At 69.0% G+C, this 18,122-nt stretch carries 21 protein-coding genes; 8 read left to right on the forward strand and 13 right to left on the reverse strand.

What is annotated here, in order from left to right; genetic code table 11:
• Window positions 1-26 precede the first annotated feature (26 nt).
• From IEV93_RS01030 to napA, 4 genes are all read right to left on the reverse strand, one after another.
• Complete coding sequence (locus tag IEV93_RS01030) at window positions 27-1,154, reverse strand: glutamate--cysteine ligase (protein WP_188490270.1); 1,128 nt, start codon at window positions 1,152-1,154, stop codon at window positions 27-29.
• Window positions 1,154-1,873: a superoxide dismutase[Cu-Zn] gene (gene sodC / locus IEV93_RS01035; RefSeq protein WP_188486108.1), complete on the reverse strand. Its 720-nt coding sequence runs from the start codon at window positions 1,871-1,873 to the stop codon at window positions 1,154-1,156. The genes IEV93_RS01030 and sodC overlap by 1 nt, the downstream gene beginning before the upstream one ends.
• 91 nt (window positions 1,874-1,964) lie before the next feature.
• Window positions 1,965-2,498: a LytR C-terminal domain-containing protein gene (locus IEV93_RS01040; protein ID WP_188490271.1), complete on the reverse strand. Its 534-nt coding sequence runs from the start codon at window positions 2,496-2,498 to the stop codon at window positions 1,965-1,967.
• 26 nt (window positions 2,499-2,524) lie between these two features.
• The gene (gene napA / locus IEV93_RS01045; RefSeq protein ID WP_188486110.1) at window positions 2,525-2,923 is read right to left on the reverse strand and encodes a nucleoid-associated protein NapA; all 399 of its coding nucleotides are present in this window, start codon (window positions 2,921-2,923) and stop codon (window positions 2,525-2,527) included.
• A 180-nt stretch (window positions 2,924-3,103) separates the two neighbouring features.
• On the opposite strand from napA, the gene IEV93_RS01050 reads away from it, so the two are divergent.
• The 4 genes from IEV93_RS01050 to IEV93_RS01065 all read left to right on the forward strand — a co-directional run bounded on the left by IEV93_RS01050 (window position 3,104) and on the right by IEV93_RS01065 (window position 6,934).
• Entirely contained in the window at window positions 3,104-3,724 is a 621-nt protein-coding gene (locus IEV93_RS01050) for a peptide deformylase (RefSeq protein WP_188486112.1), read from the forward strand.
• Complete coding sequence (locus tag IEV93_RS01055; RefSeq protein WP_188486114.1) at window positions 3,711-4,724, forward strand: GNAT family N-acetyltransferase; 1,014 nt, start codon at window positions 3,711-3,713, stop codon at window positions 4,722-4,724. Before IEV93_RS01050 ends, IEV93_RS01055 begins: the two co-directional genes overlap by 14 nt.
• Window positions 4,725-4,953: 229 nt before the next feature.
• Entirely contained in the window at window positions 4,954-5,883 is a 930-nt protein-coding gene (locus tag IEV93_RS01060; protein ID WP_188486116.1) for a hypothetical protein, read from the forward strand.
• A gap of 163 nt (window positions 5,884-6,046) precedes the next feature.
• On the forward strand, window positions 6,047-6,934 hold the full coding sequence (locus IEV93_RS01065; RefSeq protein WP_188486117.1) for an FAD:protein FMN transferase: 888 nt from the start codon (window positions 6,047-6,049) through the stop codon (window positions 6,932-6,934).
• Window positions 6,935-6,937: 3 nt separating this feature from the next.
• On the opposite strand, the gene eutC is transcribed toward IEV93_RS01065, so the two are convergent.
• Genes eutC through eat form a run of 3 tightly spaced genes read right to left on the reverse strand, consistent with a single transcriptional unit; the run spans window position 6,938 to window position 10,538 of the window.
• Window positions 6,938-7,699 carry an ethanolamine ammonia-lyase subunit EutC gene (gene eutC / locus IEV93_RS01070; protein ID WP_371873820.1) on the reverse strand — a complete coding sequence of 254 codons (762 nt, stop codon included), beginning with the start codon at window positions 7,697-7,699 and terminating at the stop codon, window positions 6,938-6,940.
• Entirely contained in the window at window positions 7,674-9,098 is a 1,425-nt protein-coding gene (locus IEV93_RS01075; RefSeq protein WP_188486121.1) for an ethanolamine ammonia-lyase subunit EutB, read from the reverse strand. The genes eutC and IEV93_RS01075 overlap by 26 nt, the downstream gene beginning before the upstream one ends.
• 3 nt (window positions 9,099-9,101) lie before the next feature.
• Window positions 9,102-10,538: an ethanolamine permease gene (eat, locus tag IEV93_RS01080; protein ID WP_188486123.1), complete on the reverse strand. Its 1,437-nt coding sequence runs from the start codon at window positions 10,536-10,538 to the stop codon at window positions 9,102-9,104.
• 176 nt (window positions 10,539-10,714) lie between these two features.
• Here eat and IEV93_RS01085 point away from each other — a divergent pair, with 176 nt between their 5' ends.
• On the forward strand, window positions 10,715-11,098 hold the full coding sequence (locus tag IEV93_RS01085) for a hypothetical protein (RefSeq protein WP_188486125.1): 384 nt from the start codon (window positions 10,715-10,717) through the stop codon (window positions 11,096-11,098).
• A gap of 7 nt (window positions 11,099-11,105) precedes the next feature.
• On the opposite strand, the gene fmdA is transcribed toward IEV93_RS01085, so the two are convergent.
• Window positions 11,106-12,359, reverse strand: coding sequence for a formamidase (fmdA, locus tag IEV93_RS01090; RefSeq protein ID WP_188486127.1), 1,254 nt, complete (start codon window positions 12,357-12,359; stop codon window positions 11,106-11,108).
• Window positions 12,360-12,395: 36 nt separating this feature from the next.
• On the reverse strand, window positions 12,396-12,689 hold the full coding sequence (locus IEV93_RS01095) for an FmdB family zinc ribbon protein (RefSeq protein WP_188486129.1): 294 nt from the start codon (window positions 12,687-12,689) through the stop codon (window positions 12,396-12,398).
• Between the two features lie 178 nt (window positions 12,690-12,867).
• Here IEV93_RS01095 and IEV93_RS01100 point away from each other — a divergent pair, with 178 nt between their 5' ends.
• Genes IEV93_RS01100 through IEV93_RS01110 form a run of 3 tightly spaced genes read left to right on the forward strand, consistent with a single transcriptional unit; the run spans window position 12,868 to window position 14,941 of the window.
• Window positions 12,868-13,617, forward strand: a complete 750-nt coding sequence (locus IEV93_RS01100) for a DUF1453 domain-containing protein (protein ID WP_188486131.1) — start codon at window positions 12,868-12,870, stop codon at window positions 13,615-13,617.
• The gene (locus IEV93_RS01105; RefSeq protein WP_188486133.1) at window positions 13,607-14,110 is read left to right on the forward strand and encodes a hypothetical protein; all 504 of its coding nucleotides are present in this window, start codon (window positions 13,607-13,609) and stop codon (window positions 14,108-14,110) included. The genes IEV93_RS01100 and IEV93_RS01105 overlap by 11 nt, the downstream gene beginning before the upstream one ends.
• A gap of 30 nt (window positions 14,111-14,140) precedes the next feature.
• On the forward strand, window positions 14,141-14,941 hold the full coding sequence (locus tag IEV93_RS01110) for an exodeoxyribonuclease III (protein WP_188486135.1): 801 nt from the start codon (window positions 14,141-14,143) through the stop codon (window positions 14,939-14,941).
• 15 nt (window positions 14,942-14,956) lie between these two features.
• On the opposite strand, the gene IEV93_RS01115 is transcribed toward IEV93_RS01110, so the two are convergent.
• The 4 genes from IEV93_RS01115 to IEV93_RS01130 form a co-directional block, all read right to left on the reverse strand.
• A complete protein-coding gene (locus IEV93_RS01115; RefSeq protein ID WP_188486137.1) occupies window positions 14,957-15,946 on the reverse strand; it encodes an ABC transporter substrate-binding protein in 990 nt (329 codons plus the stop codon).
• Window positions 15,947-15,976: 30 nt separating this feature from the next.
• The gene (locus IEV93_RS01120) at window positions 15,977-16,819 is read right to left on the reverse strand and encodes an MTB12 C-terminal domain-containing protein (protein ID WP_188486139.1); all 843 of its coding nucleotides are present in this window, start codon (window positions 16,817-16,819) and stop codon (window positions 15,977-15,979) included.
• The gene (locus IEV93_RS01125; RefSeq protein ID WP_188486141.1) at window positions 16,816-17,565 is read right to left on the reverse strand and encodes a siderophore-interacting protein; all 750 of its coding nucleotides are present in this window, start codon (window positions 17,563-17,565) and stop codon (window positions 16,816-16,818) included. The genes IEV93_RS01120 and IEV93_RS01125 overlap by 4 nt, the downstream gene beginning before the upstream one ends.
• Window positions 17,566-17,634: 69 nt before the next feature.
• A complete protein-coding gene (locus IEV93_RS01130) occupies window positions 17,635-17,979 on the reverse strand; it encodes a GNAT family N-acetyltransferase (RefSeq protein WP_188490272.1) in 345 nt (114 codons plus the stop codon).
• Window positions 17,980-18,122: the final 143 nt, after the last annotated feature.

Below are 18,122 nucleotides of genomic sequence, written 5' to 3' on the forward strand. Positions count from 1 at the left end.
TCGGACACCGCGAGGTGTCGTCGCGCTCAGCGTCCGAGTTCGTGGACGACGAGTGCGACGACGTCACGCATGTCGCCGGTCCGCTCGAAGACCGTGCGCTGCCGCTGATAAGAGCCGCGTCCGCCGGTGATCTCGGCTACCGAGGCCAGTTCGTCGACACAGTCCAGTCGGCGGGCCACCGGCTCGAGCCGGGTGAGGATGTCGGCGAGGTCGTCGGTGACGAGCCGCTCGTTGCAGTCCGCGTCCTGGATGATCACCGCGTCGAGCCCGTAACGCGCTGCGCGCCACTTGTTCTCCTGCACCAACCACGGCGCCATCTCCCGCGGCAGGGTTCCCGCGGTGAGCTGGGCGTCGATGTCGACCACGAGGCAGTGGATCAGCGCGACGATCGCCTCGAGCTCGCGGACGTTCGTGGCGCCGTCGCAGACCCGGACCTCGACCGTGCCCAGTCGCGGCGACGGGCGGATGTCCCAACGGATCTCGTTGACGTGATCGATGATCCCGGTGGTCTTCTGGTCGGCGACGAAGGCCTCGAACTCGCCCCACTGCGAGAACTGGAAAGGCAGCCCGGCGGTCGGCAGCTGCTGGAACATCATGGCGCGGTTGCTCGCGTACCCGGTGTCCTGTCCCGACCACATCGGTGACGACGCCGAGATCGCCAACAGATGCGGGTAATAGGCCAGCAAGGCGTTGACGATCGGGAGCACCTTGTCGCGGCGGTCGATGCCGACGTGCACGTGCACGCCCCAGATCAGCATCTGGCGTCCCCACCACTGGGTGCGTTCGATCAGCTCGGCGTAGCGCGGCGCCTCGGTGAGCTGCTGGGTCGACCACTCGGCGAACGGATGTGTGCCGCCGCCGTAGAGGTTGACGCCCAGGTCGTCGCCGATGCCTCGGACGACGCCGAGCGTGCGGCGCAGATCGGCCATCGCCTCGGCGGTGGTGGTGCAGATCCCCGTCACCAACTCGACGGTGTTGCGCAGCAGTTCCTTGTGGATACGTCCCTGCGACGCCGGGTCGTCGAGTTCGACGACCCGGTCGAACAGTGCGGCAGCCGAATTCGAGAGGTCACCGGTCACCTTGTCGACGAGTGCGAACTCCCACTCGACGCCGATGGTGGGGGCCGGTGAGCCCCGGAACTCGATGGCCTCGATCACTCCTGCTCGATGACTCCGCAGGCGATCCGGCCGCCGGCGTCACCCGTGGACAGGGTCTCCTGGTCCGGTGCGGGCGCATAGCGGGTGGGGATGTTGGCGAAGTTGTCGGCGTTCGCGTGGATCATGATCGACTTGCCGACGATGTCGCTGATGGTGAACGCGTCACTCGTGGTGACGGTCTCGCCGGTGCCCGCCGCGGAGACGAACATCGAGACGAGGTCGCCGCTCGACGGGTGGCCGGTGCGACCGTCGACCTGCAGGTGCGATCCGGCCGAGAGGAACGCGCCGGGTGCCCCGCCGGTGGGGGCGACGGAGTTGCTCTCGCACTTGCCCACCGAGTGCAGGTGCATGCCGTGGAAGCCGGCCGGGATCCCGGAGGTCACCTTGACGTCGACCTTCACCTCGGAGCCCTCGGTGGTGAACGTCGCGGTGCCGACCTGGGTGCCCTGCGGGCTGATCAGCGACGCGGTCGCGCCGCTGCCGGAGCCTTCCGAGCCCGACTCGCCCGCGGGGGACTCACCGACGCCGAGACCACCCGGCGCCTGGTCACCGGTGATGACCGGCGGCGTGGTGCCCTGCTGGCTCGAGGGCTCCTCGCCCGGGCTGCAGGCCGCCAGCACGGTTCCCGCGGCGAGCACCGAGGACGCGAGCAGGATTGCGCGCCGCACCGAGGTGCGGCCGCGTGCACCAGAGGTGGGGGTCGGCTGGTGGGTCATCGCTGAGGGGCTCCCTTGTTGTCGGCGCCGCCCGCTGCGCTCCCGGCGCCCGAGCTGGCTGTCGTGTCTGGCCGAATCATATCGGTCGGCTCTATCGGGTGATGACGACGACCGCCAACCCGCCACGGCACTGCGTGAACGAGGACGGCTTCTGGTCGGCGGTGGCGTCGTTGCCCAGGTCGGAGACCAGGCGGTCGGCCTCGGACTCGAGCGCCGACGGGTAGAAGACGGTGTTCTCGGTGATGCTGGCCGACTGCAGGTTGCCGGGCGCGGCGACGCGCCAGCCCTTGGACTTCAGCGACGCGGTGACCTCGACGGCCAGACCGCTGATCGAACCGGCGTTGTAGACGCAGGCGAGCGGGCCCGCGGTCGACGAGCTGCTCGGATCCGCCGAACTCGAGGTGGACCCCGAGCTCGAGGCGCTCGTCGATGCGGCGGCCGAGGTGCTGGGTGCGGCCGCGGAGGCCGAACTCGACGCGGCAGCGGCGCGGAGGTCTGCTTCCGGACTGCTCTCCGTCGTCACCGCCGAGTGCCAGCCGAGGCCGATGCACACGACAGCTATCGCGAGGAGCAACATCGCGCCTGCGCGGAATGGCAGCCGATTGGGTTCCCGATCCGGGGTCATCACGGCCGCTACTCTACGGACTCGACTCAGGTGATCTCGAATCCGAGGCGGCGCGCGGCGCGGGCCTTCTGCCTGCTCGCGCGCAGACGACGGAGGCGCTTCACCAGCATCGGATCGACCGCGAGCGACTCCGGACGGTCCACCAGGGCGTTGAGCACCTGGTAGTAACGGGTCGCCGAGAGGCCGAACAGCTCCTTGATGGCTTCTTCCTTGGCGCCCGCGTACTTCCACCACTGGCGCTCGAAGGCCAGGATGTCGTGTTCGCGGCGGGTCAGACCGTCCGCCCCGACCACATTGCTGTCAACACCGTTGACGTCGTGCCCGGTGCTCGAGGTGGGTGAATCGGCCTGATCCCCATTGGCCTGGTTCGCCGAACCGGCGGGTTGCCCCGACCGCTTCTGGCTTCGCGCAGTTGCGCCGTCCATCTCGCTCCCTTGAGGTTCCTCTACCGACACATCGTCGCTGCCCACGCCCCCTGGTCGCGGTAGCCGACGAGGGGAAGAGAAGGAAACTTACATCGATGTGGTTCGTTGAACATCTAACCACGACGGGGGGCCGATTTCGGGTTGGGCGTGCCGGTGTCGGGCACTAGTAATCTGTCCCGCATGGCAATTCTCCCCATCTGCATCGTCGGCGAACCGGTGCTGCACCGCGTGACCGAGCCGGTGACCCTCGACGAGCAGGGTCGTCCACCCGCGGATGTCGTTGCGCTGCTGGACGACATGTACGAGACGATGGACGCCGCGCATGGCGTCGGACTGGCCGCGAACCAGGTGGGCGTCGGTCGGCGTTTCTTCGTCTACGACTGCCCGGGCGGCGAGACCCGCGGCACCGAACGCCTGCGCGGCGAGGTCATCAACCCGGTGCTCGAGACCTCCGAGATCCCCGAGGGCATGCCCGACCCCGATGACGATGACGAGGGCTGCCTGTCGGTGCCGGGCGAGCAGTTCCCCACCGGGCGTGCCGAATGGGCGAAGGTCACCGGTGTCGATCGCACCGGTGCGCCGGTCGAGATCGAGGGCACCGGGTTCTTCGCCCGCATGCTGCAGCACGAGACCGGACACCTCGACGGCTTCCTCTACGTCGACGTCCTGGTGGGTCGCAACGCGCGCGCGGCGAAGAAATTCGTCAAGAAGAGCGGCTGGGGCGTGCCGGGTTTGACGTGGACCCCCGGCGAGGGTCCGGATCCCTTCGGTCACGACGACCCGGACGATGACGAGGACTGACCCCGCGTCCCCCGTTCCCGGGGATCGTGTCGTCGTCCGATTCCGCAAGGGCGCAGGCGCTCCCGGCGACTGGCGGCGCGACCCGTCGGCCACGGCCTCCGACGTGACCGGGGTGTTGGTGTCGGCCGGCGACGACATCGTCGTCACCCGCGACGGCGACGAGGTCACGATCCCGGCCGCGCTGGTGCTGTCGGTGCGGACGCTCTCGGATCGGCCGCTGCGCAACTCCGACATCCGGTCGCTCGAGATCGCCGCTGCCCGGGGCTGGCCGGGAACGGATTTCGCGGTGATCAACGGGTGGTGTGCCCGCGCCGGAGGCGGTTTCACCCGTCGCGCCAACTCCGCGACACCCGTGGAACGTGGTGCCACGCTCGACGCCACGTCGGTCGCCGCCCTGTCGGAGTTCTTCTCCGCGCACGATCTGGCCACGAGATGCGCTGTGGTGGAACGCCTCATCCCCAGCACACACGTCGACCCGGACCGCTTCGAGATCCAGGCCGTCGCGATGGCGCGCTCCACTGACGCCCTCGCGGCGTCCGCGATGGTCGACGTGGCCATCTCCCCCGCGCCGACCCCCGACTGGGTGCGCGCCTATCTCGACGAGTCCGGCCGGTCGTCGACGGGCGATGTCGCAACCGCGGTCCTCACCGCGTCGGTCGACGGTGCGCTCGCGTTCTTCTCGGTCTCCGACGACCAGGGACTCGTCGCGATCGGTCGTGGGGCGGTGACCTCGGACGAACCCTTCGGTGGCGATGCGGGTTCGGGCCGGCGCTGGGTCGGCATCGCATGCCTGTGGACGGCGCCGCGCGCCCGCGGTTCCGGGATCGGCACCCGGGTGGTCGCCGAGGTGCTGCGGTGGGGTCGCGACCAGGGCGCCGACCAGGCCTATCTGCAGGTCGAGGCCGACAACGTCGACGCCATCAGGTTGTACCGACGCCTCGGTTTCACCCGTCACCACACGTACGGATACGTCACCCTCGAGCCGCCGAGCGTGCCCTAACCACCCGCCGAGCGGGCCCGACTCGCCCGGCGGTGACGCCGCCGCCCACGTCTCGCCGTCCTGCCCGCATTGCAACGCGGGCAGGAGCACGAAGTGAGCGCACGACGAGTTCGGGATGAGCGTGTCCGCTTGTCACGACCGGCCCTTGGTTATCCACAGATGTGGTTCGTCCACAGGCGTACGAGGTCGCGGTTTGAGCTCCTCCGCGCCGCCAGATCGAATCGGCACCGTGAACCTCGACTCGCTTACCCGCGTGGTGACCCGATCAGAACTGGTCTCGGCCGGTTACGCCGACAACGAGATCGCGGCCGCCGTCCCTCGCGACGTCCTGCGCTCCCTCGGCCGCGGCGTTTACGCACCGCCGACCATCGCCGACCTGCCACGCGAGCAGCGATATCCGCATATCGTGCGGTCGGCCGTCTCGACGATGCCGGCGGGGCGCGCAGTGGCATCCGTATCCGCCGTGGCCCTGCACGGACTGCCAATGTGGGGACTGGATCTGCGCCGGATCCACATGGTCGAGGTCGGCGACGGATCGGGAACCCGGGAGACCAGATCCACCGTGCTACACCGCGATCACCGACCGATGCACTGGATCGAAGTCGACGGGGTGCGAGTTGTCGGGGTGGCGCGGACGGTCGTCGACATCGCGCGAGCGTCGGGTCGCGACGTCGCCGTGGTTGTCGGCGACGCGGCGTTGAAGAGGGGCCTGTGCACACCGGACGACCTCCGACGGGAGCTGGCCCTGATCGAGGCCACCCCCGGATGCGTGGCGGCTCGGCGTGCGGTCCGTCTGATGGACGGTCGCAGCGAGAGCGTGCTGGAGAGTCGCAGCCGACTGGCCATGCTCGACTCCGGCCTGCCGACACCGATTCCGCAGTACGAGATCTTCGACGACGACGGCCAACTGCTGGCCCGTGTCGACTTCGCGTGGCCAGAGCTGGGCGTGATCGCCGAGGCCGACGGCGAGGAGAAGTACATCGGGGACACGCGTGCGATCCTCGCGCGGGAGAAGTACCGGATCGACCGCCTCATCGAACTCGGTTGGCGCGTGGTCCGGTGGAGTTGGGGCGATCTCGAACGTGGCGAGTTCATCCCTCGAGTGCTGCGCATCCTCAACGGTGCGAGTGTCGCCCACTTCTCACCACCGCGCCCGTGATGCATCGCGGGCGGGAGCACGCGGTGTGGGCGACATGCGGTGCGCGACGCCGAGAGCGGCGACTCGGAAGTCCGTAGCGGCCTATCGGGTCGCTCACAGGGACATCCCAGGGTTGCCGCCCACGATGGACTTCATCAGCCCCCACCGGATCGAGGTATCAACGATGATCGCCACCGCTACCCTGTCCGGTCTCGGCACCGAGATCTCGGTGTCCGTGACCGAACCCGCCGCTCTGCCCAACGCCCTGCGCGAGGTCACCCGCTACGCCGACCACGTCGACCTCACCGTCAACCGTGAACGCGCGTCGGCGGAGATCCACGCCATCGACCTCGCCGGCGGGTCACCCGCGATGGTCGGTGTCCTGCTCGAACAGATTCTCACCGAGGCACTGTATTTCGCGGATCTCACCGACGGAGCGACCCGCTCGGTCCGCCGCAGCGCGGTCCCCGACTACCGCTTCCTCCCCCACCTGCAGTTCACCGTCGACGGGCCACGTCCGATGACCGTCCGCACGATGACGCCGGTGCCGGAATGGCACCGACCCCGCCTGGGCGAGGGACGGGTCGTCGTCCCCACCGACGTGCGCCTCGAGCTCCTCGGGACCGCCCGTGCATTTCTCGCCGACCGCGCCGCGCAACGGGTCGCGACCCGCTTCGAGTGCGGCGCCATGGTGACCGTCGGGGACGTCGGCACCGGGAGCGTCACCGCGACGGCCGGACATCCCCCACTCGGCGGGTGGCATGTCGAGGTCGCGAACGATTCTGTCGAGCTCGAGCCCGGGCACGCCCTGGCCACCGTCACCCGCACCGACATCGACGCCCTGCCGCGCAGCCCGTTCGACCCGCGCCCGGCACCGGAGTTCGACACGGTCACCACCATCGCCGACGAGGCCGGCTCGGCCTACGCGGCCGCGTTGATGACCTACGCGCACCCCGACCGTGCGCCGCACTGGCTCATCGGCGTCGGGGTGGCCGCACGCACCGTCGACACCGCGGGCCGTGTGCACGAGATCGGCCACTGGCCGTCGCAGCCACACGCCCACGCGGCCTGAGACCTATTCGGCCAACGTCCGGCTGGTGTCCTTGAGGTCGACGCCGCTACGACCCAGTGCGCGTGCGCCTTCCACCAGCGCCGCGACCACCCGGGCGGCCCCGACGTAACTCTGCCCACCGGGAGGATGGATGTTCGAGATGCAGTTGCGCTCGGAATCGGCCCGTCCGGGACGTGGCAGGTGCGTGAGATAGATGCCGACGCTGTCGGCCACCGACAACCCGGGCCGCTCACCGATGACGACGATGAGCGTTCCCACCTTCTGCGCCGCGCCGATGTGGTCGCCCAGCGCGACGCGCGCCTGGGTCGCGATCACCGGTGTGGCGATCGAGTACTGGGGCGCGAGAACATCCTTGATCGCCCCGACGACTCCGGCGGCGTGCTCGGTGAGTGCGATCGGCGACAAACCGTCGGCCAGCACGATCCCGATGTCGGCGTCCGCAGGCTCTACCGAGAAATCATGTGTCGGCTGACGTCCCAGATCCGGTCGACGCAGGTACTCGCTGCGGTCGGACGCCTGGCTGGCCACCACCGACGGCGTCCCCAGACCCAGCGGTTCGATGGCGGCGACGAGCGCGTCGACGTCGAGCGGGTGGTGCACGGCGTCGCGGGCCGCGGCGTGTGCCGCCGCGAACTCCAACACCCGAGTCGTCGGCAACGAGTCGCCGACCCGCCCCAATCCGATACGCGCAGAGGTGTTCTGCCGCAGCACCGTCCACAGATCGGTCACGTCGCCCCCCTCACAGGTGCGCACCGGATCGGTCAGTCAGCGCCCGCAGCGGCGACGCCTCCGGCGCGAGGTCGAGGATGCGGCCGGTGTCGTCGAGCATGCCCACGACCCCGAGCCACGCCTCGAACTCGGGAGCGGGCCGCAGCCCCAACACCCGTCGCGCGTAGAGCGCGTCGTGGAACGACAGGCTCTGGTAGCCGAGCATCACGTCGTCGGCGCCGGGCACGGTGATGACGAACGGCACCCCGGCCGCGCCGAGCAACGTCAGCAGGGTGTCCATGTCGTCCTGGTCGGCCTCGGCGTGGTTGGTGTAACAGACGTCGACGCCCATCGGCAGCCCGAGCAGCTTGCCGCAGAAGTGGTCCTCGAGCCCGGCACGGATGATCTGTTTGCCGTCGAAGAGGTATTCCGGTCCGATGAAGCCGACGACGGTGTTCACCAGCAGTGGGTCGAATTCGCGCGCGATCGCGTAGGCGCGGGTCTCCAGGGTCTGCTGATCGACGGGCCGACCGCCGGTGCCGATGTGTGCGCCCGCCGACAGCGCCGATCCCTGCCCGGTCTCGAAGTACATGACGTTGTCGCCGACGGTCCCGCGGTGCAGTGACCGTCCCGCCTCGTTGCCCTCGCGCAGCACGGCGATGTCGACGCCGAAGCCCCGGTTTGCGCCCTCGGTGCCCGCGATCGACTGGAAGACCAGATCGACCGGCGCCCCGGCCTCGATGAGCCCGATCGTGGTGGTGACGTGCGACAGCACGCAGGACTGCACCGGGATGTCGTACCGCGTGCGGATCTCGTCGAGCAGGTACAGCAGATCCGAGGTTGCCTGCGGGGAATCGGTCGCCGGATTGATGCCGATCACCGCGTCCCCGCACCCGAGCAGCAGCCCGTCGAGGGTGGCCGCCGCGATCCCCATCGGATCGTCGGTGGGATGGTTCGGCTGCAGCCGGGTGGTCAGGGTGCCTGGCGCGCCGATGGTCGTGCGGAACGCCGACGTCACGCTCGTCGCCTTCGCGACGGCGATCAGATCCTGGTTGCGCATCAGCTTGCTGACCGCGGCCACCATCTCCGGGGTCAGACCCGCACCGACGCTTCGCAACCGACCCGCGGCGTCCGGGCCGCTCGCGGTGGCCAGCAGCCAGTCGCGGAGGCCGCCAACAGTGAGGTCGGCGACCGGCGCGAAGGCGGCCCGGTCGTGGGTGTCGATGATGAGCCGGGTGACCTCGTCGGTCTCGTAGGGCACGACGAGATCTTCGAGGAAGGTGGTCAGGGCGACGTCGGCGAGCGCCCACTGCGCGGCCGCCCGTTCCAGATCGGTCTCGGCCGCGCAGCCGGCGAGTTCGTCACCGCTGCGTCGCGGTGTCGCCTTGGCGAGCAGGTCGACCAGCGAACCGAAGGTGAAGGTGGTGCCGCCGAGCGTCTGCCGATAGGTGGACACCCCTCACGCAACCTCGTCGTCGGCGAGCAGCGCGAACTCCTCGTCCGGGGACCCGGCCACGAGGTGGCGGCGGCTGTACAGGCCGAAGTAGGCCATGAACGCGGCGAACGCACCGAGGGTCCACAGCGCGGCGGTGGTGTCGACGAGGAAGGTGGCGATGACCGCGGCCACGGCGATCACCAGGGCGAAACCGGTCGTGACGACGCCGCCGGGCGTGCGGTACGGCCGCGGCATGTCGGGCTCACGCACCCGCAGCACGATGTGGCTGATCATCATCAACACGTAGCTCAGAGCGGCGCCGAACACGGCCATGTTGAGCAACATCGCACCCTCGCCGATGAAGGTGAGCGCGAATCCGATCACGCCCGGGATGATCAGCGCCCACACCGGCGCCTTGCGGTTGTTGGTCAGCGACAGCGAGGTGGGGAGATAGCCGGCGCGCGAGAGGGCGAACGTCTGCCGCGAGTAGGCGTAGATGATCGAGAAGAAGCTCGCGATGAGTCCGGCGAGCCCGATGTAGTTGACGACGCTCGAGGCGGTGCCGTCGCCGAGCGCGAGCACCAGCGGGTTGCCCGAGTCGGTCAGCTCGTCCGCGCCGACGGCGCCGGTGGCGAGCACCAGCACGACCGCGCCGGTCACGACCAGCATCAGCATCGCGACGATGATGCCGCGGGGGACGTTGCGCTCGGGGTTCTCGGCCTCCTCGGCGGCGAGCGGGACGCCCTCGACGGCGAGGAAGAACCAGATCGCGAACGGGATGGCCGACCAGATGCCGAGGTAACCGTTGGGCAGGAAGCTCGACGACCCGGCCGCATCGGGGTCGGCGGCGATGTTGGTCAGGTTGGACACGTCGAACATGCCTGCCGCTGCGACGGCGAAGATGACCAGACCGACGAGCGCGATGCCGGTGATGACGAACATGGCCTTCAACGCCTCGCCGGCGCCGACCAGGTGGATGCCGATGAAGATCGCGTACGCCACGAGATAGACCCACCACCCGTCGGTGATGCCGAAGAGGTTCAGTGATTCGACGTACGCCCCGATAAACGTGGCGATCGCGGCGGGCGCGATGGCGTATTCGATGAGAATGGCCGTGCCGGTCGCGAATCCGCCCCACGGGCCCATCGCACGACGGGCGAAGGTGTACCCGCCGCCCGCGGCGGGCAGCGCCGACGACATCTCGGCCATGCCCAGCACCATCGCGAGGTACATCGCGGCGATGATGACCGCGGCGATCAGCAGTCCACCGAATCCGCCCTCGCCGAGTCCGCCGTTCCAGCCCGCATAGTCGCCGGAGATGACGTAGCTGACGCCGAGACCCGCCAGCAGGACCCAGCCCGCGGTCCCCTTCTTCAGCTGTCGTTTCTCGAGGTAATCACCCTCGGCAGCTGAGGTTTTCGTCGAGCGCGGCGCCGGCGGGGCGGACTTGTCGATCGTCATGATCGGACGGTAGACCCGTTGTGAGAACTACGGGTGATATCGGCTTTTCGAGCATGTTTCGTTCAGCACGCTGAACTTTTCACCCTCGGGCCGGAGTCGAACCGGCGGCACCTCGCGTGCGCGCGCGGGCACCCGTTGCTGTCGGGCACACGCACGCCGGTCGTAACCTGGCAACGATGACCCTGCCGATGAACACGCCCGCGGATCGGCGCCGGACGCGCCGCACTCGCGTACTGATCGCCGCCACCGCCCTGTTGGTGCTGGTGGTGATCGGACTCGCGGTCGGCGTCTCGTGCCGCGGCGACGATCAACCCGCCCCCGTGCGCAGCACCACCGTCGAGTCGTCGGGCGAGACGTCGACGACGGCACCGCCGTCGACCGAGACCACCACCACGGCGGAGCCGACCGAGGTCCCCACGACGACGGCCGACGTCGGGCCTGCGCCCGCCCCCGCAGGGCCCGAGCAGGCTCCCGGTCAGCAGAAGAAGCAGGACAAAGAGAAACCCGGCGCGGGCGGACCTGCGGGCGGACCCGGCCGGGGCGACAAGGGACCCGGCTGAGGCCCGGTCAGAAGCTCGAGTGCGGCGCGCCGATGCCCGGGTCGATCCGGAACGGACCCGTTGCGCTCGGGGCGATCGGGAAGTCGAAGATCGCGGTCGGGATGTACACCGTCGCGCAGGCATTGGGGATGTCGACGACCCCCGACAGACGCCCTTCGATGGGGGCGGCGCCGAGCAGGAGGTAGGCCTGCTCCGGGCTGTAGCCGAACTTCGTGAGGTAGTCGATCGCATGCAGGCAGGCACGCTGATACGCGAGATGCGAGTCCAGGTAACGCTGTTGGCCGTCCAGGGTCACCGACGTGCCGGAGAACGCGATGAACTCCGAGTACTGCGGATCGGTGTTACCCGGCATGAAGATGGCGTTCTCGCTGACGCCGTAGGTGGTCATACCGTCGCGGAGGATCTCGACGCGCAGGTCGATGAACCCGCCCATCTCGATGGCGCCGCAGAAGGTGATCTCACCGTCGCCCTGGGAGAAGTGCAGGTCGCCCACCGAGAGGTTCGCTCCGTCGACGAACACCGGATAGAAGATCCGACTGCCCTTGGTGAGGTTCTTGATGTCCTGGTTGCCGCCGTTCTCGCGCGGCGGCGCGGTGCGGGCCCCCTCGGCGGCCGCGGCGGTGAACGCATCGCCGGTCAGCGAACCCAGGATGGCGCTGTCGGCCAACGGGGGCAGAGCCAGTGGCGGCACCCGGTCGGGGTCGGTGGCGATCAACGCCGCTTCGCGGGTGTTCCAGGTGCTCAGCAGGTCCTTCGAGGGTGCGGTACCCATCAGGCCCGGGTGAACGATGCCGGTGAACTCGACGTGCGGAACGTGACGCGAGGTGGTCTTCTGGCCGCTGAAATCCCAGATCGCCTTGTAGGCGTCGGGGAACTGCTCGGTGAGGAAGCCGCCGCCGTTGAGGGTCGGGAAGATGCCGGTGTAGCCCCAGCCCTGGCCGGCCAGGGGCCCGGAGTCCTCCTGCTGGATCGGGCCGAGGTCCAGGATGTCGACGATCAACAGGTCGCCGGGCTTGGCGCCCTCGACCGCGATGGGCCCGGACAGCACGTGCACCCCGGCCAGCGGCGCGTCCCGGATGTCGTCGGCGGAGTCGTCGTTCACGATCGCCCCGTCGAACCACTCCCGACAGTGCACCCGGAACGAATCCCCCGGCTTGACCGTCACCGCGGCGGGGATGTCGGGGTGCCAGCGGTTGTGGCCGACACGCTCCTGATCGGTGAACGTCTTCGTCGAGTCCAGCGGGAAGATCAACTCGGGCATGGGGTTCCGATCTCGATTGGCGGTGCGCGGACAGGACTAGGGGCGTGGTAGACGGCGGTGTCGGGGATCGGTCGAGACCGGGCGTCGTCGGGCCGAGCCACCCGACGCCGGCACCCCGGACACGACGCGGGGCGCATCGGCGGTGGACCTGGTGGCGTCCTGCAGCCGCATCGCGGCGCTGTCGCCCACCCCGATCTGGACCGCGGTGATACGCCGTTTCGCCGTCGAACCGCAACCGGGACAGTCGATCCCGTCGGGAACGGCCGACATTGCGAAGGAGCGGTCGAGCGCAGCGCAGCCCTGATCGCATCGGAAACCGTAGAGCGGCACGGGCGGCTCCTTCGAGAGCGGGGACCTACCGAGGAACGCTAGGGCCGTTTCGCCGCGCTGTCCACAGGTGCGCGGATCTCCACCCGGACCTCGACCCACGGGTGGATCCGTCGGCTCCTCGACATTCGTAGCGTTTCAACCACATCAACACGTCCGACAATGACGGGAACACGAACCGATGAACGGAATTCTCGAGGTGATCATCGCCATCGCGGTGATCGGTTACCTGCTCGCCCGCCGCGTGCTGGGCGAGCCCGCCGAGGGCAGACGGATGCTGCTGATCCCCGCGATCCTGACGGTGATCGGTCTGGTCCAGACCACCGATGTCAGCCAGTCGGGGTTGTCTCTCGGCTTCCTGGCGGCCACGACCGTCGTGAGCGTGCTCATCGGCGTGCTCCGCGGGGCGAGCGTCCGCGTGTTCGAACGCGACGGGCTGGTGTTCATGAAGTACACCGCCGTGTCGGTCGGACTCCTGGTCGCCAACGTCCTGATCCGACTCGGTGCCGGTCTGCTGCTCGGGGTGGTCGATCCCTCCGCGTCGGCCTCGGTGAGCACGGGAGTGCTGTTGGCTCTCGGGGCGAGCCTTCTCGCGGAGGGCCTGGTCGTCCTGTTCAAGGCCGTCGGGACCTCGGGTCGCATCGTGTGGGCGAAAGGACGCAGGGGCGCACCCCATCAGACGTCGGCGTTCCTCGACGGTCTGCAAGAGCACGCCCGTGACCGGTTCGACGTCGCGACGCGACCGGCCGCACCGGGTTCACAGACGACTCCCCTATCCTGGGGCCGCTATGACAGAGCCGACGAACACCCCACCCGAGCCCGAACCGGACACCACTGCGATGTCCCGGCGCACGACCATCCTGATCGCGATCGCCGCGGTTCTCGCGGTCGCCGTCGTGGCCGGGATCATTCTGGTCGCCGTGTCCGGTGACGACGATCCGGCGTCGACCGCCTCCTCGTCATCGTCGTCGGTGGTGACCCAGACCGTCACCGAGACGCCCAGCACCACCCAGGCGACCACCACGACGACCGACGAGACCACCACCGAGGAGACGACCACGACGACGCCGGAGACGTCCTCGTCGTCTAGTACCTCGCAGGACAACCCCGGCGGACTGGTCATCTACGACTGCGGGGGTCAGCCCCAGGTCCGGCCCACCGACGTCACCTCCATCTACTGCGGCGACAACTCGGTCTCGGTCAGCGACATCACCTGGACCCGGTGGGGACCGCGCAGTGCCGTGGGCACCGGCACCGAGGCCGTCAACCTCTGCCGTCCGAATTGCGCTGCGGGCAACTACGAGCAGCGTCAGGTCGACGTCGTGCTCGGCGATCCCGAGCGCAAGACGTTCACGACGATCACGCTCACCGGCACCGACGGCGTGACGCAGTCCTACAAGCTCACCGGTAACTCCCCGAACTGACGACCCGACCCCGACCCGTAGGGTCGACGCGTGCGTATCGCGACGTGGAATGTGAACTCGATCCGGGCCCGGAGTGAACGCGTGGTCGACTGGCTCGAGCGCCACGACGTCGACGTCCTGGCGATCCAGGAGACCAAGTGCACGGACGAGAAGTTCCCCGCGATGGGGTTCGCGGCGGCCGGGTACGAGCTGGCGACCGTCGGCCTGAACCAGTGGAACGGCGTGGCGATCGCGTCGCGCGTGGGCATCGCCGACGTGGCCGTCGGGTTTCCCGGTCAGCCGGGTTTCTCCAAGTCCGCCGAAGTGCCCGCGGTCGTCGAGGCCCGGGCGATCGGCGCCACCTGCGCCGGGGTGCGGGTGTGGAGTCTGTACATCCCCAACGGCCGCGACCTCACCGACCCGCACTACGTCTACAAGCTCGAGTGGTTGGCCGCGTTACGCGACGCGGGGGCGGCGTGGCTCGCCGCCGACCCGGATGCGCAGATTGCCTTGACCGGTGATTGGAACATCGCCCCGACCGACGACGACGTCTGGGACCCCGCCTATTTCGCGGACAAGACCCACACCTCGCCCGCCGAGCGCGCGGCGTTCGACTCGGTCGTCGAGGCCGGGTTCGGCGACGTGGTCCGACCGTTCACACCGGGTCCGGGTGTCTTCACCTACTGGGACTACACCCAGCTCCGGTTCGCACGCCGAGAGGGCATGCGCATCGACTTCTCGTTGTGCTCACCCGCGCTGGCCGCCCGTGTCACCGGCGCCGAGATCGACCGCCAGGAACGAAAGGGCAAGGGCGCCAGCGACCACGCCCCGGTCATCATCGACGTCGCCTGACCTGACCCGACCGACTCAGCTACGCCCGGCCGCCTGCACCGCGGGGGTGAGCTGGTCGAGCACGTACGGGATCGACAGCGGTGACGGCAGATTCAGCGCGGTGATGCTCGTCAGGTCCATCTGGGCGACGGCGTTCGCACGCACCGCCGTCAGCTGGGCATAGCCCGGCAGCGTCTTGAGCTGCGCCGCGAGTTGCGGTGTGCCCGCCGCGATGACGAGCAGATCCGAGTCGAGCTGGGGGACGTTCTCGGTGCTGATCGGGAACCGCGGCAGCTTCTGCTGGGCGGCGATGTCCTGCAGACGCTGCGGAACGGTCAACCCGAGATCGGCGAACAGCGATGTCGCACCGTCTTTCGGGTCCCCGAGGACCTGGATCTGGTCGGCGGAGAACATGTAGGCGAAGGCGAAGGTCTTGCCTGCGAGGCCGGGGTTGTCCTGCTTGATCTTGTCGATTTTGCTCTGCACCCCGTTGACGATCTCGGTCGCCTTGTCGGGTTCCCGCAGCACGGCGCCGAGGAGTTGCACCTGGTCCTGCCACGGGTCGATCTGCTGACCGGTGATGCTCGGGATGGTCGGCGCGATCTGCTTGAGCTTGTCGATCTCGGCCGATTCGACGCCGAAGCCGGGCAACAGGATCAGGTCGGGCTTCGCGGCCGCGATCTGCGACACCCGGTCACCGGTGAGGCTGATCTTCTTCGCATCGCCCAGTTTGCCCTCGGTCCAGGGGGATTGCCTGCCGATCTGCTGTTCGGTGGTCGTCCCGTAGGCGGCCGGGGTCACCCCGAACGAGAGCACGGCGTCGGTCCACTGGTCGCCGATCGCCGCGATGCGTTCCGGGACGCGGTCGAGGGTGACGCTGCCCGCCGACGTGTTGACGGTGACCGGTGCGACCGAGCCGGATGCGTCGTCGCCCTCGTCCGGCGAACTGCAGGCGGCGAGCCCGAGTACGAACAGGGCGACGACCGCCGCCGCGATCACCCGCGGCGTGCGCTGGAATGCCTTCATGAGAACTCCTCGTCGATCGGGATGGTCGGCTCAGATCGAGCAGGGCAGGAGCGCGAGTCCGGCGACGTCGCAGGTGCTCTTGTTCGACAACTTCCAGTCGGATCCCGACCAGACCCAGCTCAGCGGCTGCGTCTTCGATCCCCGGCCGGCCAGCGTCATCTGCAGGGTGGCCGACAGCGTCGTCCCGTTCACCGTGACCGGGTTGATCATCTGATAGGTGAACCCGGCGCCGCTGATGCGGAGCAGGTTGGCCACCCCGTCGACCGAGCCCAGACCCCGTGCCCCCGCCTGCAACTCGTCGGCGCGGGCGGCGCGTGAGGCGCCGGTGTTCATCAGCAGCTTGATCTTGGTGTTGAGCTGTCCCACGGTGAGTGCCTGCGGCGCGGCGGCGGGCTGGGCCGACGGCGCGGCCTGCTGGGCGGGGGCCTGCTGTGCCGGAGGCTGCTGTGCCGGAGCCTGTGGTGCGGGCGCCTGACCGACCGGCGCGTTCCCCGCGCCCGCTCCGCCGCCGCTCTCGGCGACCTGCTCACCGGCCTGGGTGGCCGGGGGTTGACCGGCCGCGGACGGCGGCGTCGTCGCGCCCGGCTGCGCTGCGGCTGGGGCCTGACCGGCCGCGACACTGCTCTGCGCCGCCCCGAGGTTCACGACGGTCGGAGTCTGTGCCGCGGCGGTGGTGTCGTCGCCGCCGATGTCACCGGAGATGACCAATCCGACGACACCGATCGTGACGATGATCGCCGAGACCACGGCCGCGACACCGGCGGAGGCGAGCACGGTGGGCAGGTTCACCGCGGTTGTTCTCGTCGCCCTCGTCGGCGAAACGACCATCCCGCTGGCTTCGATGCGTTCGCCGGCCTGCGACCCCAGCGTCATCGCTCGGTCCAGTAGGCCTGCGCCTTGACGGCCTTGCGGCTCAGCCCGAAGTCGTTCTTGAAGATGCCGCTGACGGCACGGGTGCTCGCGGCCTCCAGGGCGACCCATCCGAAGTGATCGGGCGACCTCGTCGCGGCGGCACGGACGGAGTCGACCAGGGTGGTCGTGCCGGGTTCACGTGCGATCCAGTGCACCGTGTCGGTCGGCCGGGTCCGCAACGGCAGGTCGCGGTCGCTCTCGTGCTGGTACTCGAACCAGATCGTCACCGGGACGGTCGGTTCGGACGAGGCGGAGATCGCATCCAGGATCGAGTTGATGGCCGCGAGCGACGCGGGGTCACCGGCCAGCAGCCACCCCGTGGGGGCGGGATCGGGGAAGGCGAACTTCGAGCCCATCAGCGTCGCGTTGATCTCCGCGCCCGGCTCCACCGTCTGCGCCCACCGCGCCGCGGTGCCGTCGTGGATCGCGAACTCGATGTCGAAGGTGTCGGCGGCCGGGTCGGGATCGACCAGGGTGTAGCCGCGCTGATGCAGCTTGCCATCCGCCTCGAACCAGAGCCGCAGCCACATCGTCGGGTGGACCGGCTTCTCGGTCAGCAGCCCGCCACCGGTGAAACCCACCCGGACGTAGTGCTCGGTGACCACCTCGGCGCGGGTCACCCGCAGCGTGTAGTCATCACCGCCGAAGAGCTTGAGGACCGCCCCCTGCCATCCTTTCGACGGTGCCGCAGTCGTCTGTTCGGCCATCGTTTCCTCTTCCCTCGTGTGTAAAGGAAAGGGTAGCCTAACCAATGGTCGGGCGGTATGTCCGACTGTTCAGGCGGCGATCGGCGCGACGCCGGGATGCGTCGTCAGGTAGTGCTTGGTGTAGCTGCAGACCGGCCGGACCTTCGCACCCTGGTCGACGACGTAGTCGAGTGCGCCCTGGGTCAGGCGGGTTGCGAGGCCGTGTCCGGAGAACTCGTCGTAGAGCACGGTGTGCATGATGGTCAGCACCTTGTCGCCGTTGGCCTCGTCGATCGAGTAGCCGAGCACGCCGACCAGGTCGCCGGCGACGTAGAGCTCGAATCGGCTCTGTCCGACGTTGTGCACCACCTCGGAGATCTGGTGCAGGATCGATTGCGCCGTCTGCTGTGGCCTCTTCTTACGTCGGACCTGCATGGCGACCTCCTCTCGTTGTGTGACTGCAGTCACACTACAGAACCTTTCGGCTACGTAGGCGTAGTTACGTCACGGTTCAGTCAACTTTGACCACCGGTTCGGTGGTTGCCTGGGGCGGCTCACAACGTCGTGGGCGTCCCACG

The organism is Williamsia phyllosphaerae, from assembly GCF_014635305.1.
Lineage (GTDB): Bacteria > Actinomycetota > Actinomycetes > Mycobacteriales > Mycobacteriaceae > Williamsia_A > Williamsia_A phyllosphaerae.

Excerpts from the sequence above, each read along its gene's own strand:
- sodC (WP_188486108.1), bottom strand. The coding sequence starts at position 1,873 with ATGACCCACCAGCCGACCCCCACCTCTGGTGCACGCGGCCGCACCTCG.
- IEV93_RS01040 (WP_188490271.1), bottom strand. The coding sequence starts at position 2,498 with ATGACCCCGGATCGGGAACCCAATCGGCTGCCATTCCGCGCAGGCGCG.
- napA (WP_188486110.1), bottom strand. The coding sequence starts at position 2,923 with ATGGACGGCGCAACTGCGCGAAGCCAGAAGCGGTCGGGGCAACCCGCC.
- IEV93_RS01050 (WP_188486112.1), top strand. The coding sequence starts at position 3,104 with ATGGCAATTCTCCCCATCTGCATCGTCGGCGAACCGGTGCTGCACCGC.
- IEV93_RS01055 (WP_188486114.1), top strand. The coding sequence starts at position 3,711 with ATGACGAGGACTGACCCCGCGTCCCCCGTTCCCGGGGATCGTGTCGTC.
- IEV93_RS01065 (WP_188486117.1), top strand. The coding sequence starts at position 6,047 with ATGATCGCCACCGCTACCCTGTCCGGTCTCGGCACCGAGATCTCGGTG.
- eat (WP_188486123.1), bottom strand. The coding sequence starts at position 10,538 with ATGACGATCGACAAGTCCGCCCCGCCGGCGCCGCGCTCGACGAAAACC.
- IEV93_RS01085 (WP_188486125.1), top strand. The coding sequence starts at position 10,715 with ATGACCCTGCCGATGAACACGCCCGCGGATCGGCGCCGGACGCGCCGC.
- fmdA (WP_188486127.1), bottom strand. The coding sequence starts at position 12,359 with ATGCCCGAGTTGATCTTCCCGCTGGACTCGACGAAGACGTTCACCGAT.
- IEV93_RS01100 (WP_188486131.1), top strand. The coding sequence starts at position 12,868 with ATGAACGGAATTCTCGAGGTGATCATCGCCATCGCGGTGATCGGTTAC.
- IEV93_RS01115 (WP_188486137.1), bottom strand. The coding sequence starts at position 15,946 with ATGAAGGCATTCCAGCGCACGCCGCGGGTGATCGCGGCGGCGGTCGTC.
- IEV93_RS01120 (WP_188486139.1), bottom strand. The coding sequence starts at position 16,819 with ATGACGCTGGGGTCGCAGGCCGGCGAACGCATCGAAGCCAGCGGGATG.
- IEV93_RS01125 (WP_188486141.1), bottom strand. The coding sequence starts at position 17,565 with ATGGCCGAACAGACGACTGCGGCACCGTCGAAAGGATGGCAGGGGGCG.
- IEV93_RS01130 (WP_188490272.1), bottom strand. The coding sequence starts at position 17,979 with ATGCAGGTCCGACGTAAGAAGAGGCCACAGCAGACGGCGCAATCGATC.